The organism is Neglectibacter timonensis, from assembly GCF_900048895.1.
GTDB lineage: Bacteria > Bacillota > Clostridia > Oscillospirales > Acutalibacteraceae > Acutalibacter > Acutalibacter timonensis.
In genome coordinates this window covers 211447-230417 of sequence record NZ_LT160638.1, presented here as the reverse complement: position 1 = coordinate 230417, position 18971 = coordinate 211447, and the positions used below count along the sequence as shown (strand labels likewise).

17 protein-coding genes and 1 tRNA gene are annotated in these 18971 nt (G+C 54.2%); 15 read left to right on the top strand and 3 right to left on the bottom strand.

The annotated features are described in order from the left end of the window. Window positions 1–117 precede the first annotated feature (117 nt). Window positions 118–945, top strand: a complete 828-nt coding sequence (locus BN3911_RS04790; protein ID WP_066862091.1) for an alpha/beta hydrolase — start codon at window positions 118–120, stop codon at window positions 943–945. Between the two features lie 348 nt (window positions 946–1293). After that, a complete protein-coding gene (locus tag BN3911_RS04780; RefSeq protein WP_066862085.1) occupies window positions 1294–2631 on the top strand; it encodes an MATE family efflux transporter in 1338 nt (445 codons plus the stop codon). A gap of 57 nt (window positions 2632–2688) precedes the next feature. Here BN3911_RS04780 and BN3911_RS04775 read toward each other — a convergent pair whose 3' ends face one another. Then, a complete protein-coding gene (locus BN3911_RS04775) occupies window positions 2689–3849 on the bottom strand; it encodes a DHHW family protein (protein ID WP_066862081.1) in 1161 nt (386 codons plus the stop codon). A gap of 315 nt (window positions 3850–4164) precedes the next feature. On the opposite strand from BN3911_RS04775, the gene BN3911_RS04770 reads away from it, so the two are divergent. The 9 genes from BN3911_RS04770 to BN3911_RS04730 all read left to right on the top strand — a co-directional run bounded on the left by BN3911_RS04770 (window position 4165) and on the right by BN3911_RS04730 (window position 10730). Continuing rightward, complete coding sequence (locus BN3911_RS04770) at window positions 4165–4848, top strand: F0F1 ATP synthase subunit A (protein ID WP_066862078.1); 684 nt, start codon at window positions 4165–4167, stop codon at window positions 4846–4848. A 72-nt stretch (window positions 4849–4920) separates the two neighbouring features. Then, window positions 4921–5139, top strand: a complete 219-nt coding sequence (atpE, locus tag BN3911_RS04765; RefSeq protein WP_066862075.1) for an ATP synthase F0 subunit C — start codon at window positions 4921–4923, stop codon at window positions 5137–5139. 48 nt (window positions 5140–5187) lie between these two features. Continuing rightward, window positions 5188–5673 (top strand): F0F1 ATP synthase subunit B, encoded by a 486-nt coding sequence (gene atpF, locus BN3911_RS04760; protein ID WP_066862072.1) that lies wholly within the window; start codon window positions 5188–5190, stop codon window positions 5671–5673. Beyond that, window positions 5670–6185 (top strand): ATP synthase F1 subunit delta, encoded by a 516-nt coding sequence (atpH, locus tag BN3911_RS04755; protein WP_082942087.1) that lies wholly within the window; start codon window positions 5670–5672, stop codon window positions 6183–6185. The genes atpF and atpH overlap by 4 nt, the downstream gene beginning before the upstream one ends. Then, on the top strand, window positions 6185–7711 hold the full coding sequence (atpA, locus tag BN3911_RS04750; protein ID WP_066862066.1) for a F0F1 ATP synthase subunit alpha: 1527 nt from the start codon (window positions 6185–6187) through the stop codon (window positions 7709–7711). Before atpH ends, atpA begins: the two co-directional genes overlap by 1 nt. Beyond that, window positions 7699–8586, top strand: a complete 888-nt coding sequence (gene atpG / locus BN3911_RS04745; RefSeq protein WP_066862063.1) for an ATP synthase F1 subunit gamma — start codon at window positions 7699–7701, stop codon at window positions 8584–8586. The genes atpA and atpG overlap by 13 nt, the downstream gene beginning before the upstream one ends. 45 nt (window positions 8587–8631) lie before the next feature. Continuing rightward, complete coding sequence (gene atpD, locus BN3911_RS04740; RefSeq protein ID WP_066862059.1) at window positions 8632–10020, top strand: F0F1 ATP synthase subunit beta; 1389 nt, start codon at window positions 8632–8634, stop codon at window positions 10018–10020. Window positions 10021–10068: 48 nt separating this feature from the next. Next, entirely contained in the window at window positions 10069–10476 is a 408-nt protein-coding gene (atpC, locus tag BN3911_RS04735; protein WP_066862056.1) for an ATP synthase F1 subunit epsilon, read from the top strand. A gap of 177 nt (window positions 10477–10653) precedes the next feature. Next, window positions 10654–10730 (top strand) — tRNA-Val (locus tag BN3911_RS04730). Window positions 10731–11459: 729 nt separating this feature from the next. Here the strand turns inward: BN3911_RS04730 and BN3911_RS04720 are convergent. After that, window positions 11460–12209 carry a response regulator transcription factor gene (locus BN3911_RS04720; protein ID WP_066862050.1) on the bottom strand — a complete coding sequence of 250 codons (750 nt, stop codon included), beginning with the start codon at window positions 12207–12209 and terminating at the stop codon, window positions 11460–11462. Further along, window positions 12187–13932 carry a cache domain-containing sensor histidine kinase gene (locus BN3911_RS04715; RefSeq protein WP_066862040.1) on the bottom strand — a complete coding sequence of 582 codons (1746 nt, stop codon included), beginning with the start codon at window positions 13930–13932 and terminating at the stop codon, window positions 12187–12189. The genes BN3911_RS04720 and BN3911_RS04715 overlap by 23 nt, the downstream gene beginning before the upstream one ends. A gap of 241 nt (window positions 13933–14173) precedes the next feature. Between BN3911_RS04715 and BN3911_RS04710 the strand changes: the two genes are divergently transcribed. Genes BN3911_RS04710 through BN3911_RS04695 form a run of 4 tightly spaced genes read left to right on the top strand, consistent with a single transcriptional unit; the run spans window position 14174 to window position 18868 of the window. Further along, a complete protein-coding gene (locus tag BN3911_RS04710; protein ID WP_066862037.1) occupies window positions 14174–15082 on the top strand; it encodes an ABC transporter permease in 909 nt (302 codons plus the stop codon). Between the two features lie 14 nt (window positions 15083–15096). Further along, window positions 15097–15960, top strand: coding sequence for a carbohydrate ABC transporter permease (locus tag BN3911_RS04705; protein WP_066862034.1), 864 nt, complete (start codon window positions 15097–15099; stop codon window positions 15958–15960). 24 nt (window positions 15961–15984) lie between these two features. Further along, window positions 15985–17649: an extracellular solute-binding protein gene (locus tag BN3911_RS04700; protein WP_066862031.1), complete on the top strand. Its 1665-nt coding sequence runs from the start codon at window positions 15985–15987 to the stop codon at window positions 17647–17649. Window positions 17650–17659: 10 nt separating this feature from the next. Continuing rightward, window positions 17660–18868 carry a DUF4185 domain-containing protein gene (locus tag BN3911_RS04695; protein ID WP_066862029.1) on the top strand — a complete coding sequence of 403 codons (1209 nt, stop codon included), beginning with the start codon at window positions 17660–17662 and terminating at the stop codon, window positions 18866–18868. Window positions 18869–18971 lie beyond the last annotated feature (103 nt).

Genomic DNA, 18971 nt, shown 5'->3' with positions numbered 1-18971 from the left:
AGATGGAATACCTTTTCAGAAATTTCGACAGGTTTCGCTTAAGCGAGCTTGTCTTTACATTTGGTTAAAAAAAGCTTATACTATATCTGTTATTTCTTTTGGAAGGAGAAATTTTTTATGGCACTTGTACAAATGAATTTCGAGAGCGAATATCTGCAGAGCAATCACGAAATCAGCGTGATTCTTCCGGATAAGCCCCGAAGCCTCACTCCCGCCCAATTTTACGGCAGCGGGAAGAAATATCCAGTCGTCTGGCTGCTTCACGGCACCTTCGGCGACCACAGCGACTGGATCCGCAAGAGCAACGTGGAACTGTACGCCTGCGAGCGGGATGTGATCGTGGTATCTGTCAGCGCCCTGAACAGCGATTACCTGAACTGGAAGGATTTCAGCATCGGCTACAATATGTGGGACTATCTCACAGAGGAACTCATGCCCCTGGTTTATAACTGGTTCCCAGCCTCTTCCAAGCGGGAGGACAATTTCATCGCCGGCCTGTCCATGGGCGGCAGCGGCGCCATTCAGTACGCCGTCGGCCATCCGGATAAATTTGCGGCGGCGGCCATCCTGTCCAACGCGCCGGTAAACGTACATAAGCTCTACGATGAGCAGGGGAATTTCCAGGGCAGCGAACGGCAGGCCACCATGGTCAAAAACGCCGGAGGCTTCGAAGCGTTCCTGAACAGTCACGCCAACGTCTGGGACAAGCTACCGGAATTCATCCGCCTGCCCCAGCATCCCAGCCTGTATTTCACCGTGGGAAAGAACGATTTCTTATATGACCGCTATGTGGAATTCAAAGCCTACGCCAAAGAAATCGGTCTGGACGCCGTATTCGAGGAATACGACGGCTTCACTCATGAGTGGCGTTTCTGGGATATGACCATTGAAAAGGCCTTCGATTTCTTCGGCCTGCCGAAAAAGGGCGCGGGAAATCCGTTCTAACCTATCCTCCGCAGGAAAGTCCCCGGCAGCCGCCGGGGACTTCAGTCTGTCGATAAACGTAAGAGTCAACGCCTTCGGAGGGAGGAAGGGTGTGGGAGGGAACCGTCAGGGTTCCTCTCCCGCGTTGATTCAGAAACAAGTTTGCACAGGGAGAGGTTTTCTGAGAAAACTATTTCTTCCCTGCAAACTTGTTCAGCTTGGCGAAAAAGAACATTTCGCCAAGCTGAGTCCCCGGCAGCCGCCGGGGACTTTGTTTTCTTCCGCTGCCGCCCGGAAAAGCTTCTTGACAGAAAAAACACCCCGCCCTATAATGAAAACCATGTTTTTCAGTTTGGGGAGTATGTTGTTATGAAGCAGGATTCTACGGTACATAACCTGACCGACGGAAGCGTCCGGCGGCAGCTGACCCGGTATGCCCTGCCCATGGTTGCCATCAGCCTGCTGCAGGCGCTCTACAGCATGACGGATATCATTATTTCCGGCCATTTTGTGGGAAATGTGGGTATTTCAGCCATCAATAATTCCGGCCAGGTGCTGGGCATCGTCACCAACATTGCCATCGGTGTAACCATGGGCGGCAACATCCTGATCAGCCAGTTTTTCGGTGCAGGGGATCAGGACCGCCGGAAGGAGGCCACCGGCACGCTGTTTTCCCTTTCCCTGCTGCTGGGGGTTTTCGGCGCCGTGCTGCTGATCCTTTTCGCCCGTCCCATGCTGGTAGCCCTGGGCGCGCCCGCCCTGGAGCAGGCCTGCGACTATCTCAATATCTGCGCTTTGGGCCTGCCCATGATCTTCGGCTACAATGCCCTGTCAAGCGTCCTGCGGGCTGTTGGAAATTCCAAAACGCCCATGCACATCGTAATAGCCGCCACCCTATTGAACGTGGCGCTGGACCTGCTGTTTGTGGGCCCTCTGCAGATGGGGACAAAAGGTGCCGCGGCCGCCACCGTAATTGCGCAGACGCTTTCCTTTTTACTGGCCCTGCTCTATATGCTCCGCCACAGAGAACTGTTTGAGCTGCGGCCCCGCTTTTTCAAAATCCGTCCGGCCCTCACAGCCTCCATTTTCAAGCTCGGGATCCCCAGCGCCCTGCAGAACACAATCGGCAGCATCTCCTGGCTGGTGGTCACCTTCCTGATCAACTCCTATGGGGTGGATGTCTCCGCGGGCAACGGCGTGGCCATCAAAATCAAGGATTTCTGCCAGCTGTTCACCGCCGCCATGGCCAACAGCGCCGCCAGCATGATCGCCCAAACCCTGGGTGCCAAAAAATTTGACCGGGCCAAGCAGGTAATGGATGAAACCATGAAGATTACCCTGCTGATTTCCGCAGGCATGATAGCGATTGTGGAGCTGTTCACACCACAGCTGGTAGCTGTTTTCACCTCAGACGCCAAAGTTGCGGAAGCCGCCGTTCTGAACCTGCGCATCGAAATACTGGCCCAGGTATTTTACGCCTCCTTCCCGGTCTACAACGCCCTGGCCATCGGCGCGGGGCATTCCCTGTTTGCCATGGCAAATTCCTTTGTAAACTGCATTCTCTTTCGAGTGGTTCTGGCCGTCACGCTGAACCACTTCTTCGGGATCGTGGGCCTCTATACCGCCTGTATGCTGGCCCCAGCCATCTCCGTGTTTCTCGGCCATCTCTACGCGAAATCCCGGGTCTGGCGCCGGTCTCTGGCATAATTACCCCTTTCGGAGAAAAGAAGACGGAACCCTTGCCGTGGGTTCCGTCTTCTTTTTTCATTCAAACAGGCCGTTCATGGACTCTATTTGGAAATAGGTGTTTGCCGACATCACGTTGTTCAGGAACAGCACGTCCGTTATGCCGTTTCCCCTGCAATATTCCGGCAGATTGCCCGGGAAGGAACGGAAATCTATCACATGCACCTCTTCAAAACTGGAAGCCAGGAAGGGGGCTATTGCATTTCCGTAAGAGTCCTTGACCAGCGCCAGCTTTCTCCCCGAGCAGTTTTCTTCATTCACAATCCGCATACAGGGGTTGTCCCCCCAGATAAACATAGCATAGCCCGCTTCTTCCTCAGGGTAATTGATGGTCTCCACTTCCGTAAAGCTCACTCCGTCCTGGGAGAGCGCGGCGGTATAGGAAAACGTGGGGTCATACAGGTCGATATGGTCCGGATGCTCCGCAAGGCAGTTCTCCTCCGATACACTGTACAGATAGCCTGTAAACCCTTCTACCGTGGTCTTCTGGAACTCTTCCAGCTCTGCGGCAGGCACGCCGGCCGTCTCGCAGAAAACCGTGTAGGCATAGTAGGCGCCCAGCGGAGCCCAATGGGTATCCGTATTGAAATACAGATACTCCTCTTTATGCTGCGCAAACGTAGAATAAATGTTGACCGGCTTGACCTCAGAGGTATAGTGTTGGTAAACGTCAAAGGTGTTTTCCCGCTGAGAGGTGCAGCCCATTTCCTCACGGATGCGCTCAGGCAGGCCAAACTCCGAATGGTTTGGCACCACCATATTGTACACCTCTATGCCCGCCAGACGGTCCTTATAAGAGGAAACGGCTTCCGCATAGGCGCGGGCCGCCTCCGAATCTCCATAAAAAAGTTCAAAGGCCTTGTCCTTCCAAATATAGAGCCCCGCGGAGAGATAGCCGCTGCTGCCGTCGTCGGGAATGGGCGGCGGAGTCGGCGGCGGAGAAGGGGTCGGGGAAGGCGTTGGCGTGGGGGAAGGCGTGGGAGAAGATATGGGGCTGGGCTTTGGGGTATCTTTTGCCCCGAAAGAACTGCTCTGCGCAGAGGGGATGCTGTTCGCCTGTTTTCCGGCAGGCTGCAGGAACCAAAAAAGCACAGCCGCCAAAACGGCAAGGAGCAGCACGGACAGCAGGAGCCATTTCCCCCTGCTGTGCCCTTTCTTCTTTCTCCTATACCGCAGCATGGACCTTCCCCCTTCTTTTCCGCTGATCCCATTATAAAATATCGGTTTGATTTCCGCAAGAAAATTTGGACAAAACCCCCTAATTTCACGTAAAATTCTCACAATTTCACACAAACAACCCGGTTCCATGCCCACATTTTTGCAATGCCAAATAGAACCTATTCCAGAATTTTGTTTTTGAAGCCAGTTTAAAATATTAATATGTTACAATTCAATTTTTGAACTATTGACTTTCAAATTGGGAAAGCGTATGCTGAAATTTATGATAAAGAATTGAATAGCGGCTGTATACTAAATATAAAAGGGGGTGGCCGGATGGACGCGCTGCGTGACGAGCTGCTGGGAAAGCTGGATAATAAGATTGCCTTTACCATCCCGGTATTCGGCGGCATTCCTGTGCCGGAATCGGTGGTGGTGACCTGGGGGATTATGCTGTTTTTGGTGCTGCTTTCGATCATCTGTACCAGAAGGCTGAAAAAGGTGCCGGGAAAGGCCCAGCTGGTTGCGGAAATGTTTGTGGGCTTTATCAACAAATTTACCAAGAACACCTTGGGGGAGCATTGGAAACCCTTTGCCGCCTATTTTGGAACCATCGGCCTGTACATCGGATGCGCCAACCTGATCGGCATGTTCGGCATCACCCCTCCCACGAAGGATTTGAACGTCACGGCCGCCCTGGCCATCATGAGCGCCGCCTTGATCTACGGCGCCAGCTTCCGCTATCACGGCTTTAAAGGCGGGCTGCATAAATTTGTGGAACCCATGCCCCTGCTGGCGCCCATCAATGTGATGGAAGTGGTCATACGGCCCCTCTCCCTGTGTATGCGGCTGTTCGGCAACGTGCTGGGTTCCTTTATCATTATGGAGCTGATCAAGCTGGCCATGCCGGCCATCGTTCCCATGGCGCTGAGCATGTATTTCGACGTGTTCGACGGTATCATTCAAACCATTGTATTTGTCTTTCTGACCGCACTGTTCACTCAGGAAGCTTTGGAATAACCGGGCTGCCATCCCTCTGGACCCCGTATTCATAATCCCAATCACGAATTAAAAAAGAAGGAGCGATTTATCATGAGTATTGCAATTGGAGCCGCCATCGCGGTATTGACGGGTATCGGCGCAGGGATCGGCATCGGCCTTGCCACGGCAAAGGCCACGGACGCCATCGCACGCCAGCCTGAAGCGGCAGACAAAATCCAGCGTTCCCTCCTCATCGGCTGTGCCCTGGCCGAAGCTACCGCCATCTACGGCCTGGTCATCGGCATCATGATTATCCTGTTCGTCAAATAAGGCTGAAGCATTGCAGGAATCCCCTGAAAGAAAGGTAGGCGCATCGGTTTGCTGAACTTGGACTGGTCAATTATTTGGAATATTGTTAATATCCTCGTTCTGTTCCTGCTCCTGAAGCATTTCCTCTTCGGGCCCATCACCAAGATGATGGAGAGCCGCACCGCGGAAATTGAAAACAATTTGAAGGACGCAGAAGAGAAGAACCGGAAAGCAGAAGCTCTCGGCGCCGAATACGAAAAGCAGCTGGCGGACGCCCAGGCCGAAGCCGCAAAACTTGTTCAGGAGGCCAAGGAGCGGGGGCAGAAGGAATATGACGAGATCCTGAAAAACGCGGACCAGGATGCCCGCACAGCCGCCGCCCGCGCCCACACCCAGCTGGAGCTGGACCGGGAACAGATGCTGCGCCAGGTGCAGGGAAACATGACCGAGCTGGTGTTGGCTGCAGCCTCGAAGCTCTCCCAAAAGGAGATGGACGGGGAGGCGGACCGAAGGCTGGTGGATTCCTTCCTGTCGGAAGTGGGGGAAAAGCCATGAGGCCGTTGGAACAGCGGTATGCTCAGGCCCTGTTTGAGCTGACGCAGGAGGAAGCACAGTTTCGTTCCGATACAGAATTTCTCACCGGGGACAGCAGCCTCTGGAAGGTTCTTTGCAGCCCCTGTGTAAGCACTGCTGAAAAACACGCCCTGCTGGAACGCCTGCTCCGGGATAAGACCACTCCCCTGCTGCTCAATTTTTACCGCCTGCTATGCGACCGGGAGCGGATCTTCCTGCTGCCCCGAATCCTGACCTGCTATCATGCCCTTTGTCTGGATGCGGAGCAGGCGGCAGAGGCCACCCTGCGCTGTGCCAGACCTCTTGCGGAAGCGGACCGGGAGCAGCTGTCCCAGGCGCTCTGCAGGCTCCACGGGAAAAATCGTGTGGAGCTGCTCACCCGGCTGGATCCATCGCTGATCGGCGGATTTGTGATACAGCTGGGCGATATGACCTATGACAAGAGCGTGCGCGGCATGCTCCGAGGACTCCAAAGATCCCTGAAAGAGAGGTAATGGCTTTGAACGGCAATCCGGAAGAGATCGTATCCATACTGAAAGAAGAGATCGCCCGGTATGAGGAGAAGACCCAGGTGAGCGAAACCGGCTCCGTCATTCAGATCGGCGACGGCATCGCCACCGTTTATGGCCTTCAGAACGTCATGTACGGCGAACTTTTGGAATTTGAAAACGGTGTGAAAGCCCTTGCCATGAACCTGGAAACAGGCAGTGTGGGCTGCGCGCTGCTGGGCCCTGAAGAGGGCCTGCAGGAAGGGGATCTGGTCAGGCGTACCGGCCGGAGGGCGGACGTGCCCGCAGGGGAAAAGATGCTGGGGCGGGTCATCAACGCCCTGGGAGACCCCATCGACGGCAAGGGGCCGATCCCCACCTCGGAAACCCGGCCCATCGAGCATGAGGCCTCCGGGGTTGTGACGCGGCAGCCCGTCACCGTCCCCCTGCAGACCGGCATATTGGCTATTGACGCCATGGTACCCGTAGGCCGGGGACAGCGGGAATTGATCATAGGGGATCGTCAGACTGGGAAAACCTCGATAGCGGTGGACACCATTCTCAATCAAAAAGGCCAAAACGTGATCTGTATCTATGTGGCAATCGGCCAGAAAGCTTCCACTGTGGCGAAAATCCACAACACGCTGGAAAAAGAGGGCGCCATGGAGTACAGCATCCTTCTTTCCTCCTCTGCCAGCGAGCCTGCCCCTCTGCAATACATCGCGCCCTATTCCGGGGCCGCCATTGCCGAGTATTTCATGGGCCAGGGGAAGGATGTGCTGATCGTCTATGACGACCTGTCAAAGCACGCGGTTGCCTACCGCACACTCTCCCTGCTTTTGAAGCGTTCCCCTGGCCGCGAAGCCTATCCCGGAGACGTGTTTTATCTGCATTCCCGGCTCCTGGAGCGCGCCTGCCGGATGGCTCCTGAGTTTGGCGGCGGTTCCATCACGGCTCTGCCCATCATCGAAACCCAGGCAGGGGATGTTTCCGCCTATATCCCGACCAACGTCATCTCCATCACGGACGGCCAGCTTTACCTGGAAAGCGATCTGTTCTTTTCCGGCGTGCGCCCCGCCGTAAACGTAGGGCTTTCCGTCTCCCGCGTGGGCGGCGCCGCCCAGACGAAGGCCGTCAAAAAGATTGCCGGAAGCCTGCGCATCGATCTGGCCCAGTTCCGGGAACTGGAGGTGTTTACTCAGTTCAGCTCCGATCTGGATCCAGCCACCAAAGAGGCCCTGGAGCACGGCAAGCGGCTGATAGAAGTGCTCAAACAGCCTCTCTATCATCCCCTCCCCGTGTCGCGGCAGGTGGTCATCCTCTTTGCCGCCACCCGTAAGCTGCTCTCCGACGTTCCCTTGTCCCATGCCAGGGAATTTGCCTGGGGGCTTGCTGAATATATGGAAAACATACAGCCCCAGGTGATGGAGGAAATCCAGCAGACGGGCGAACTCTCGGCTGAAAACGAACAGGTCATCCTGGACTGTTCCGAAGCCTACAAAAAGCAGGTGAGCCCCACATGGCAGGCATAACGGAAATCCGCTCCCGCATGCGGAGCATTGAGCAGACCCTGAAAATCACCAACGCAATGTATCTCATCTCCTCCTCCAAGGTAAAAAAAGCCCGCAAGCAGCTTTCTGAGGTGCAGCCCTATTTTGAACAGATTGCCAAGACCCTGCTGGATATCTTCCGTCATTCCCCGGAACTGCGCCACCGGTTTGTGGACGGCCATGAAAGCGTCAAGGAAAAAAAGGCAGGCTTTGTGGTCATTACGGGAGACAAGGGGCTGGCGGGCGCCTACAACCACAATGTGCTGAAGCTGGCGGAGAGCTATATGGCCAGAAAAAAGGATCCCACCCTTTTCCTGATCGGACAGATGGGCCGGCACTACTTTATGAAGAAGGACATTCGGATTGACGCCGAATTCATGTATACCGCCCAGGACCCCACCATTGAAAGATCCCGGGAGATTATCAGCACCCTGGTTTCCCTGTATGATTCGGAAAATCTGGATGAAATCTATCTAATTTATACCCGTTCGGTGTCGTCTGCACAGATGGAGCCGGAGATCATAAAACTGCTTCCGCTGGACCGGGCAATGCTCAGCGCCATGCGCGGCATGCGGGAAGAAGGGAAATACCGGGAAGTGCTGCGCTATGAACCCACGGTGGAGAGCGTGATGGAAGTCCTGGTCCCTGGACTCTTGAAGGGTTACCTTTTCGGTGCGCTGGTAGAATCCTTCTGCAGCGAACAAAACGCCAGAATGACCGCTATGGATTCTGCTTCAGACAGTGCCAGGGATATGCTGAAAAAGCTGTCTCTTGAATTCAACCGCGCCCGGCAAGGCGCAATCACGCAGGAGATCACCGAGATCGCCGGCGGGGCGGCAAGCCTGCTGGACAGTTGAGCCGCTGCACCTTCTATCACCCAAGAAAGGGATGAGCCTTACACTATGGAACAAAATCAGGGAAAGATCCTGCAGGTCCTGGGCCCTGTGGTGGATGTGCAGTTTGACGGTGTCCGGCTGCCAGCCATCCATGACGCGCTCACCGTAGAAAACGGCGGAGAGCACCAGGTTCTGGAGGTTTTAAAGCATATCGGAGATCATGCCGTGCGCTGTATCACCCTAGCCACCAGCGAGGGTTTGACCCGCGGCATGCCTGTCACCAACACGGGAGCCCCCATCGAGGTGCCTGTAGGCGCCGGCACGCTGGGACGTATGTTCAACGTTCTGGGCGATCCCATAGACGGCAAGGGTCCGGCTGACTGCCCGGAGAAATGGCCCATTCACCGGCCTGCGCCCGGATTTGCCGACCAGAGCCCTACCGTGGAAATTCTGGAGACGGGAATCAAGGTAATCGACCTGCTTGCCCCCTACGCAAAAGGCGGAAAAATCGGCCTGTTCGGCGGAGCTGGCGTGGGAAAAACCGTATTGATTCAGGAGCTGATCCGCAATATTGCCACCGAACACGGCGGATATTCCATTTTCACCGGCGTGGGCGAACGAACCCGCGAGGGCAACGACCTCTGGCGGGAAATGACCGAGTCAGGCGTCATACAGAAGACGGCCCTGGTCTTCGGCCAGATGAACGAGCCCCCCGGGGCCAGAATGCGGGTGGCGCTCACCGGTCTGACCATGGCTGAATATTTCCGGGATCACGAGCATCAGAACGTGCTGCTCTTTATCGACAACATCTTCCGCTATGTACAGGCCGGTTCCGAAGTGTCCGCCCTGATGGGCCGCCTCCCCTCCGCCGTGGGCTACCAGCCCACCCTGGCCAACGAAGTGGGTTCCCTGCAGGAACGGATCACCTCCACAAGGGAAGGGTCCATCACCTCTGTACAGGCGGTTTATGTCCCTGCGGACGACCTGACGGATCCCGCCCCCGCTACCACCTTCGCCCATTTGGACGCCACCACCGTACTGTCCAGAAAGATTGTGGAACAAGGCATTTATCCGGCTGTTGACCCACTGGAATCCACCTCCCGCGTGCTGGAACCGGACGTGGTGGGCGACCGGCATTACCAGACCGCCCGGGCCGTTCAGGAGGTGCTGCAGCGTTATCGTGAATTGCAGGATATCATCGCCATTCTGGGTATGGAGGAACTGGCCGATGAGGATAAGCGCACCGTAAACCGTGCCAGAAAGATTCAGCGCTTTTTCTCCCAGCCCTTTTTCGTGGCGGAACCCTTCACCGGCAAAGAGGGACGTTATGTGCCGGTAGAGGATACCATCAAAGGCTTTGAAGCCATTCTGGGTGGCGAACTGGACGAATATCCGGAAACTGCCTTCAGCATGGCCGGTTCCATCGACGAGGTAACTGCCCGCGGCAAGTCCTGAATCCCAGTCGGATGAACCATCTTTCAGAAGAAAGGAAGTACCGCAGCTATGGCTTCCACCTTTTATCTTGAAATGCTGTCTCCCGAGGACATTTTCTTTTCCGGAAACGCCCAACAGATCATCCTGCCCGCCATTGACGGTTCCCACGGGATTCTGCCCGGCCATGAACCCATGGTCACAGTTATTACCGCCGGAGAGCTCCGGTTCCAGGATGAAAAAGGGGAATGGCATATGGCTGTGATCACTGACAGCTGCGTGGAAATTATGCCGGAACGGGTGATCCTTCTGGCCGCCTCCATTGAGCGGCCGGAGGAAATCGACATCAACCGCGCCCTTGCTGCCAAACGGCGCGCCGAAGAGCGGCTGCGCCAAAAGCAAAGCCAGCAGGAATACTATCAGACGCAGGCCGCCCTTTCCCGGGCTCTCGCCCGCCTGAAATCCCGCGGTAGGGAATGATTTTCCAAAAGTCACAATGCAGGAGGCTTTGTCCGGCATTTCAGCCCCAGCGAAACTTTTTCCGCTAAAACCGCCCAGACTGCCTTCTGCTATTCCCCGCCCATCATTTTCTTCTCCATTTTTCCAAAAACAGGGCTTGACTGTACGCCAAAAATCTGGTATAGTATTGTCTGTTACGGGGGTATAGCTCAGCTGGTTAGAGCGCCTGCTTCACACGTAGGAGGTCACTGGTTCGAGTCCAGTTATCCCCACCAAAACTACGGTTTGCGAAATGTGAACCGTAGTTTTTTTATTTCAACCTTATCGCCATGCTTTGCAGGCTCCTTTTGGAGTACGGCAGCAGCGTGACGGCTTTGTGCGCTGGAGGCGCACGTTCACCACTGGCCGAAGCGGTCCGCAAATAGCATGAGTAAGCGTTTCGCAGCTATGCGAAGCGCTTTTGTTTTGTTCCCCGCCGGACGGATTTGTTCGGTACAGTCAGAAAGGAACCCGCAAGAACTCAGTGTTCGTGCGGATTCCTTTCTGCAAACACTCTCGCATGGCCTCTTTCAGATCCATAGATCCCTGACTTCCCGCGGTTTTGCTTGAATCAGTTCCTCCCGGGCTGCCATTTCACCAACTCCCGGAAGAACCTCCCTGCCGGCATGGAGGTCTGTCAAAACGCCGCCAGCACTTTTTGTCCCCTTTTTCGTACAACAATCCCTCCTCTGTTCCCGCCGCAGTTTTGAAGTCAGCAAACGCAAACCGATCCAAAACCCATACAGATTTCTGGCGTCCTTCGGGAGCATGAATATGCTTGCCATTTGCTTTTGCTTTCTGCATATTCCCATTCTTCCTTTCAGGAACAGATAAAACAAGGCTCATACCAGTCCATAAAAACGGACTAACGCAAAAGCCTCCTCCTATCTTTTTCCGGCGGGAGGAGGCTTTGTCAGGATTTTCTCCCGCCGGGTGACCGGGGTCATATCCGCTGCGTCGGCCCGTCACTTTTTCCTGTGAAGCTTTCGGTAGTCATTGGGGCTGAGGGAGACATATTTTTTAAAATTGCGGTAAAAATGATCCTCAAAATTATATCCAATCCGTTCTGTAATCTCGTGGATAGAGAGAGCCGAATTGCGCAGTAGGAGTTTGGCCTGTTGAATCCGAACATAATTTAAATATTCATGGAATGAGATTCCGCGTTCCTTTTTGATCAGCCGGCCCAAATAAGCCGGGTTCAGATAAAAACGTTCTCCCAATTCACGCAGGCTCAGGTTTTCCCGATAATGCGCGTCAATATAGGCAAGGATTTCGGAAGCGGCGGATTCCGGGCTCCCGTCCTCTTCCGGCAGCGTATATTCTTTCATGGAAGTATGGAGCTGATCCAGCGTCAGCTTGATCTTTCTGAGTTCTCCGGCAAGCTCTTCCGTATCCACCGGCTTGAGCAGATAATTGCTGACCCCACAGCTGATGGCGCGTTTTGCATAGGCAAAGTCGCGATAACCGCTGAGGATAACAACCTGAATATCCGCGGAGCTGCTTTTGAGACGTCTGGCCAGCTCCAAACCGTCCATCAGCGGCATGCGGATGTCGGTAATTACCAAATCAGCTTTCAGTTCTTCCTCCAGCTCCATGGCCTGAAGCCCGTTTTCAGCCGTACCAGCCACCTCAAATCCCAGCGCTTCCCAATCGATGAGCGTCTTCATCCCGGCGCAGATATCCGGCTCATCGTCAGCAATGATGACACGGTACACGAAAAACCACCTCCGTTCCCTGTTCTTCCATGCTGTTGAGCTGCACGGCATATGCTTCCCCAAAATGCATGGTCAAACGGTCGTTTACGTTCTGAATCCCGATCCCTTCCTCATCCGATGTCTCCCGGGCCGAGGCCAGACGGTCCCGGATCTTCTTCAGTTTCCCTTCCGGGATTCCCACGCCGTTGTCCGTTACCCGGATGCAGAGATCCTCCCCCTCTTTTTCTCCCTTCACAGAGATGCGGCCTTCCCCGCCCTTGGGATCGATCCCATGGAGCACCGCGTTTTCCACCAGCGTCTGTATGGCATATTTGGGAACACAATATTCCAGCATCTCCTCTTCGAAAGAGATCTCAAAGGTATACCGCTTGGGGAACCGCAAATTTTGTATTTTTATATAATGGCCCACATACTCCAGTTCACTTTTCAACGGGATCAGATCCTCCCGGTCTGAAAGACTCAGCCGCAAAATACGGGAAAGCGACACAAGCATGTCCTGAGCATGCTGCGAATCCCCGTTCTGCAGCTTCATCCGGATAGATTCCAGGGTATTGAACAGAAAATGAGGATGGATCTGATTCTGCAGCGCGATAAGTTCTGCGCTCTGCTTTTCAATCAGCACATTTTTTATTTTCAGCTGGGAGAGGTAGTTGTCATGGATGAGCTGTTCCAGGCTGGCAATCATTCGGTTAAAAGCCAGCTGCACCTTGTAGAGCTCGTCCTTTGGTCCCTGAATGGGAATGGGGACAAATTTGCTCTCCCGCTGCAGGTCCATATACAGGCTCAGCTTTTGCACCCTGCGGACCACGTCGCCGGAAAGAAGCAGATAAAGCAGGCTGGAGGCCAAAAAGCACAGTCCCGCCGTAAGGCATCCTATCTGCAAAACCGTATTGGCAAGCTGGCGCATATTTTTGACAGGAATCTGGGTAATGATGGTCCAGCTGGGCCCATCATCCATCTGCTCCAACTGTTCATAGAGCACGGCGCAGGATCCGTCCTGGGTATAGAGCATATCTCCATCCAACCGCCGCTGATACACATCCTGGCCGGAATAATCTGTGCCCACAATGGCGCGGTCGTTGGAAGAGATCACCTTGCCCGTCTCATCCACAATAACAATATACCGGTCCTCCGGACGGTAGGAGGAAAACAGCTGGTAGATATCCTGTTCCCGGACGACCAGCTGCACCAGCCCGAAGGACTCGCTGGTATAACTGGTGATTGGGCGCGAGACGGTTACCTTACCGTTCTCAAACCGCCAATCAATGCGGTTTTCCTCTTGGGAAAGCTGCTGATAAAGGGCGTTTTGCGGACCGCCGTCCTCCAGCTTCATAAAAAAAAGATAGTCGATCAGCGGGGAATCCTCCCGCAGGTACACGGTGAGTGCCCCCTGATAGTTATAGAACAAAATACTGCTGCGGATAATCTCTTTTTGATTGAGAAAGGAGGAGAGATTTTTCTGCAGGGTCTCTGCATCCAGCCCCACCAGATTCTGCAGTTCCCCGCTGTAGCACAGCCGGTTGACGATGCTGGCGTAATCCTTGAAAATATAGCCGACGTTATTTTTAAACTGCTTGTTAATCTGTACCTCATTTTCAATGCTCTGCTTCACTATGACATTGGAGACTACGTTGAGAATAATCCCTAAAAACAGCAGGATCGGGCATAAGATCGTGAGGGCATAGGAGAGGATATATTTGGTCTTCAGCTTCATGAACTTCATCAAGACCACCCTCCCCGATGAAGCCATTATAATCTTCCTTTCCAGAATTATCAACATCAGAAATCCGTAATGGGAATGATTTCCAGCTAAAAACATGGCAAAATACGATATAATTTCAGGAAGAGATGCAATTTTTCAAGTGATATACACCAATTTGTGGACTGTGAAACTCCGGTTCCCATGTTATCCTGAATTCAGGCTGAATCAGCGTTTTTACAACGTAAGGGAGGGGTATCTCTTTATGAGAAGAGTTCTCACAAGCTTCAAACGGGACAAGTGGCTCTATGTGATGGTGGCGCCCGCGCTGCTCTGGTTTCTGATTTTTTGCTATACGCCCATGTTCGGCATTGGCATTGCCTTCCGCCGGTATCAGCCGGGTATGAGTTTTTTCTCCTTCGATGGGTTTGTAGGTTTTAAAAATTTCCAGAACTTGTTTTCCGATCATTTTTTCTGGAGGGCTTTTCAGAATTCTATCATCCTGGCGGTGATGCGCATTGCGGTCTGTCTGCCCGCAGCGGTCTTCATGGCGATTCTGCTCAGCGAAGTGAAAAACAAAGTGTTCAAATCCCTAGTGCAAACTGTCACCTACATCCCACACTTCCTATCCTGGGTAGTGGTGTCCGTCTTCTGCATCACCTTTTTCAATCCGGAGACCGGCATCAATTTTCTGCTGAAGGGAAGAGGGCTTTCCCCCATTACCCTCACGGACAACAATCTCTTCCGGATCATTGTAGTGGGGGCGGACATGTGGAAGGACATGGGATTTAACTCCGTTTTGTTCCTGTCGGCCATTCTGTCCATCGATCCCGGCCTGTACGAATCCGCCGCAATTGACGGCGCGGGCAGGGGCCGCTGCATCTTTTCCATTACGCTGCCCTGCATCCGAAATACCATCCTTACGGTGTTCGTGCTGTGGGTGGGCACCATCATCGGCGCGGGCTTCGATCAAATTTTCAACATGTATAATCCCGCCGTTTACGCCACGGGAGATATTATCGACACCTATGTTTACCGCACGGCGTTTTCTATGGGAGGCGACAATTACGGAACCGCCACTGCGGCAGGGCTGTTCAAAAGCGTAATCAGCCTGGGCCTTCTGCTGGGCGCCAACGCCTTTTCCCGCCGGATCGGCGAAGAAATCATCTTTTGAAAGGGGGCGGAGAAATGAAAAAAAGAAAAAATACGGCGTTTGACTACATGGTGTATCTGATTCTGGCGGTTCTGGGCTTTTTATGTTTCTTCCCCTTCTGGTATGTGTTTGTCATCTCTGTGTCCACCGCAGATTCCTACCTGGCGGACAAGCTCCATTTCTTGCCTCACGCCCTTGATTTTTCAGAGTATTACCGAACCCTGGTTTCCAGCGGTTTTCTCCGCTCCTTCGGTATCAGTGTGCTGATTACCCTGTGTGGAACCCTGATTGCCTTGGTGCTGACAATTCCCAGCGCCTATGCCCTATCCAGGCCCCAGTTCGCCCCCAGGAAGGTGTTCAACGGGCTTATCATGTTCACCATGCTGTTCAGCGGAGGCATGATTCCCTCTTACATTGTGGTGACGCGGCTGGGGTTGGCGAATAAACTGCCCGCGCTGTTTCTGCCTATGGCCTGCAGCGCCTATAACCTGATCATCACCAAAAATTTCATGACCAGCCTGCCGGTAAGCCTGGAGGAATCGGCCAGGATAGACGGCGCCTCTGACATCACCATCTTTTTTAAAATCGTCTTTCCGCTTTCCAAGCCCATTATGGCGGTAATGGCGCTGTTTTATGGAGTGGGAATCTACAACGACTATTTCAATTCCGTACTCTATATCAGCTCCCGGGAACTGTACCCTCTGCAGATGCTGCTGCGGGAAATGATTGTAGCCAACACCATGCAGAGTTCTATGATCGGCCTGGGGAATCTCACCAACAAGTCCGAAATCTTCAAAATGGCCACTGTAGTCATCAGCATCGTACCCATCCTGTGCGTTTACCCGTTCCTGCAAAAGTACTTTGTAAAAGGGTTGATGCTGGGAGCGGTGAAAGGATAAATTTCAATAGAATAAGGAGGCAACATGATGGAAAGCAAAAGAAAATGGTCTCAAGTACCCGGCGCGCTGGTCTTAACGCTTCTCTTGGCGTTATCCGGCTGTACGGCGGCGTCAAATTCCTCGGAAGCGAATCCCCAGAGTACAGGTCCCGCCTCTGGGAATTCCAGTGAAGCCGGTGAACCCAGTACGGGAGACGCCGCTGCGGAGGAGCCCACGGAAATCCGGTTCTTCCGGGTGGCTGTCACCCAGGATCCCACCAAGGACAGGGTGCTGTTAGAGCTCCAGAAGCGCACCAACACCAAGCTGGAGTTTGTTACCGCCCCCTGGGACCAGCAGGCTACCAAGGTAAATACCATGCTGGCTTCCGGCGAGGTCATCGATGTAATCTCCATGGACGACGGCGCGGTGGATTATATCGGCCACGCCCGCAACGGCACGATTCTTCCGCTGGATGATTACCTGAAGGACATGGAACGCTATCCCATTGAATCCATGATCGCCTATGACGACGTCTATCAGAAATTCCTGGTGGACGGCAAGAGCTACGGCATCCCCTGCCTGAACCAGCCAGGCGGCGGCTGGGTAGCCGGAATCCGGAAGGACTGGCTGGACAAGGTGGGCCTGGACGTTCCCACAAACCTTGACGAACTCTATGAGGTATTCCGGGCCTTTAAAGAGGAGGATCCCGACGGAAACGGCCAGGACGACACCTATGCCATGATTGTGGCTCAGATCTTTGACTCCTGGGGCCTGATGATGCGCCTCAGTTCTCCCCCTGTGACCTGGACGGAGAATGAAGACGGCTCCCTGCAGTATACAGGCACCTCGGAAGGGCAAAAGGCTTCCCTCCGCTTTGTAAAGCGTCTTTACGACGAGGGGCTGATCAACCAGGATGTTTTCACCATTCGGGACAGGGACTATTGCCTCAACGATTTTACCGCAGGCCACAGTGGAATCGGCTTCTCCCCCATGTGGGCCAAGTCTTTGGCTGAGGTAAAAGCAAACTGTCCGGAGGCCGAGGTGGAGCTTTTATTCCCAGCCCCCCACGATCCCCGTTATACCAACGGCGCCACCGTCAACGATGCCGGCTGGTCCTGGCTGGTAAACGTACTGCCCAAGACCTGCCGGAACCCCGAACGGGTATTGGATCTTTTGGAATACCTGAATACCGGCGAAGGCCGCAAGCTCATGTGCACAGGCATCGAGGGAATCCACTACGACCGCTATGAGGACGGGGTGTTCTACGGCATCAGCCAGGAAGAGCAGGATAAGGATTGGGATCCCAAGGACGGCGAAGGGCCTACGGGCCATCCCCTTTGGTGGGGGCTGACCTCTACCATTAACGGCACCATCGATTTTGAAGCCTATCCGGGCGACCTGCTCTCCGCCATGCAGAACTGCGTCACCTTTGTATCCGAAGAAGACAAGGCCGACAACCCCTTCTACGAACAGCGCAAGATGATTTGTGAGGTGATGGCCCACGAGCTGATAGACGCAAAGCTGGAAACCGCTTCTACTTACAGCGGCAAACTGAGTTCCATTAGCAATGAATATCAAAGCCGCCTAATTTTGGAACCGGCGGAAAATTTCGACGCCATTTGGGACGAGTATGTAGAACAGATGCACGCCAACGGCCTGGACGAAATGTATGAGGAAGCAGGCCAGTGGCTGAAAGAAAACGGAAAGTGAGGAACTGACTATGAAATACAACCACCCAATCGAGATTCCCAGAAGCAAAAGCCTGTTTTTTGATTGGATCGGCGACCGCATCCCGGTGGCCAGCCCCAATGTGAAGGGCGATACCCACCCCATGGCCTGGGCGGATGACGATAAAATCTATATCGGCACCGGCGACCCCAACTGGATGGTATTAGATGGAAACAACTATGTGTCGGACCCCTCCCGGGGCGGCTGGAGTGAAAGCCCTGAAACCTACAAGGGAATGTCCGGCCAGGTAGTAGAGGTCATCACCGGTGAACCCGAGGCATTTCAGGTACACCGGGTCCACGACATGCCCGGCTATGTAGGACCCGGAGGTGGCGGTCCCAAGCCCTGCGGTATGATCTGCGTGGACGGAAAGCTCTACTACGCGGTTCAGAACCTTCTGGGATGGAAGGAGCCTGCACTTCCCGGCTGCCAATGGGGCGGCGACGCTACCATTATCTGCTCGGAAGACCACGGCAAAACCTGGACACCGGAGCTCAACACTTTGCTGGGAGAATTCCAGGAAAAATATTTTGACAGGACCACTGGCGCCGCTCAGAGCTGGACTCTTCCTGAGGCAGAGCGCACCGGCTATCAGGGCTGGGAACCCATGTTCCCCGGCACAGCTTTCGGAGGACTTTCTTTCCTACAGTACGGGAAGAACAATGAAGAGGCTGTAGACGACTATGTGTACGCCGTCTCGGGAGACCAATGGGATAACGGCAGGCAGCTGCTGCTGGGCCGGACGCCCAAAGACCGGATCATGGACAGGGGAGCCTGGGAGTTTGCTCAGCTCGATGAAAATGGCGACCCCATTTGGAAGAAAGAGCTGGCGGAGGCCACCCCCATACTGGAGATTCCGGGACATATCGGCCTGCCGGAGATGGTATATCTGCCCTCTCTGAAAAAATACCTGCTGCTCACCTGGGGCTTACATACCAATTTCCGCACACCCACCGGCAGCGAGCTGACCATTCTGGAATCCGACAAGCCCTGGGGGCCTTTCTTTCTGGTGCAGTATGACTGGACCTGGTATAAACGGGATGCCTGCCCCTACACGCCCCGAATCCCCTTGAAGTGGTTTGATAACGAGACGCTGGAAGGCTACCTGCTGCACTCTGGAAACTGGGAAACCAACATGCCCTATTACCTTCCCCAGGTACGCAAGTTCCGGCTGACCGTGCGGACGGACGACTGCCGCTGAACGCAGCTCCTACAACGATAAAGGAAGAGCTCCCTGCCCGGATGGGCGGCGGGGAACTCTTCCCTTTTCCTGGAATCCCGAAAGGGGAACAGCGATATAGGAA

What these genes read in the sequence shown, in the direction of transcription:
- BN3911_RS04790 (WP_066862091.1), top strand. Translation starts at nt 118, where the DNA reads ATGGCACTTGTACAAATGAATTTCGAGAGCGAATATCTGCAGAGCAAT.
- BN3911_RS04780 (WP_066862085.1), top strand. Translation starts at nt 1,294, where the DNA reads ATGAAGCAGGATTCTACGGTACATAACCTGACCGACGGAAGCGTCCGG.
- BN3911_RS04775 (WP_066862081.1), bottom strand. Translation starts at nt 3,849, where the DNA reads ATGCTGCGGTATAGGAGAAAGAAGAAAGGGCACAGCAGGGGGAAATGG.
- BN3911_RS04770 (WP_066862078.1), top strand. Translation starts at nt 4,165, where the DNA reads ATGGACGCGCTGCGTGACGAGCTGCTGGGAAAGCTGGATAATAAGATT.
- atpE (WP_066862075.1), top strand. Translation starts at nt 4,921, where the DNA reads ATGAGTATTGCAATTGGAGCCGCCATCGCGGTATTGACGGGTATCGGC.
- atpH (WP_082942087.1), top strand. Translation starts at nt 5,670, where the DNA reads ATGAGGCCGTTGGAACAGCGGTATGCTCAGGCCCTGTTTGAGCTGACG.
- atpA (WP_066862066.1), top strand. Translation starts at nt 6,185, where the DNA reads ATGGCTTTGAACGGCAATCCGGAAGAGATCGTATCCATACTGAAAGAA.
- atpG (WP_066862063.1), top strand. Translation starts at nt 7,699, where the DNA reads ATGGCAGGCATAACGGAAATCCGCTCCCGCATGCGGAGCATTGAGCAG.
- atpD (WP_066862059.1), top strand. Translation starts at nt 8,632, where the DNA reads ATGGAACAAAATCAGGGAAAGATCCTGCAGGTCCTGGGCCCTGTGGTG.
- atpC (WP_066862056.1), top strand. Translation starts at nt 10,069, where the DNA reads ATGGCTTCCACCTTTTATCTTGAAATGCTGTCTCCCGAGGACATTTTC.
- BN3911_RS04715 (WP_066862040.1), bottom strand. Translation starts at nt 13,932, where the DNA reads ATGAAGTTCATGAAGCTGAAGACCAAATATATCCTCTCCTATGCCCTC.
- BN3911_RS04710 (WP_066862037.1), top strand. Translation starts at nt 14,174, where the DNA reads ATGAGAAGAGTTCTCACAAGCTTCAAACGGGACAAGTGGCTCTATGTG.
- BN3911_RS04705 (WP_066862034.1), top strand. Translation starts at nt 15,097, where the DNA reads ATGAAAAAAAGAAAAAATACGGCGTTTGACTACATGGTGTATCTGATT.
- BN3911_RS04700 (WP_066862031.1), top strand. Translation starts at nt 15,985, where the DNA reads ATGATGGAAAGCAAAAGAAAATGGTCTCAAGTACCCGGCGCGCTGGTC.
- BN3911_RS04695 (WP_066862029.1), top strand. Translation starts at nt 17,660, where the DNA reads ATGAAATACAACCACCCAATCGAGATTCCCAGAAGCAAAAGCCTGTTT.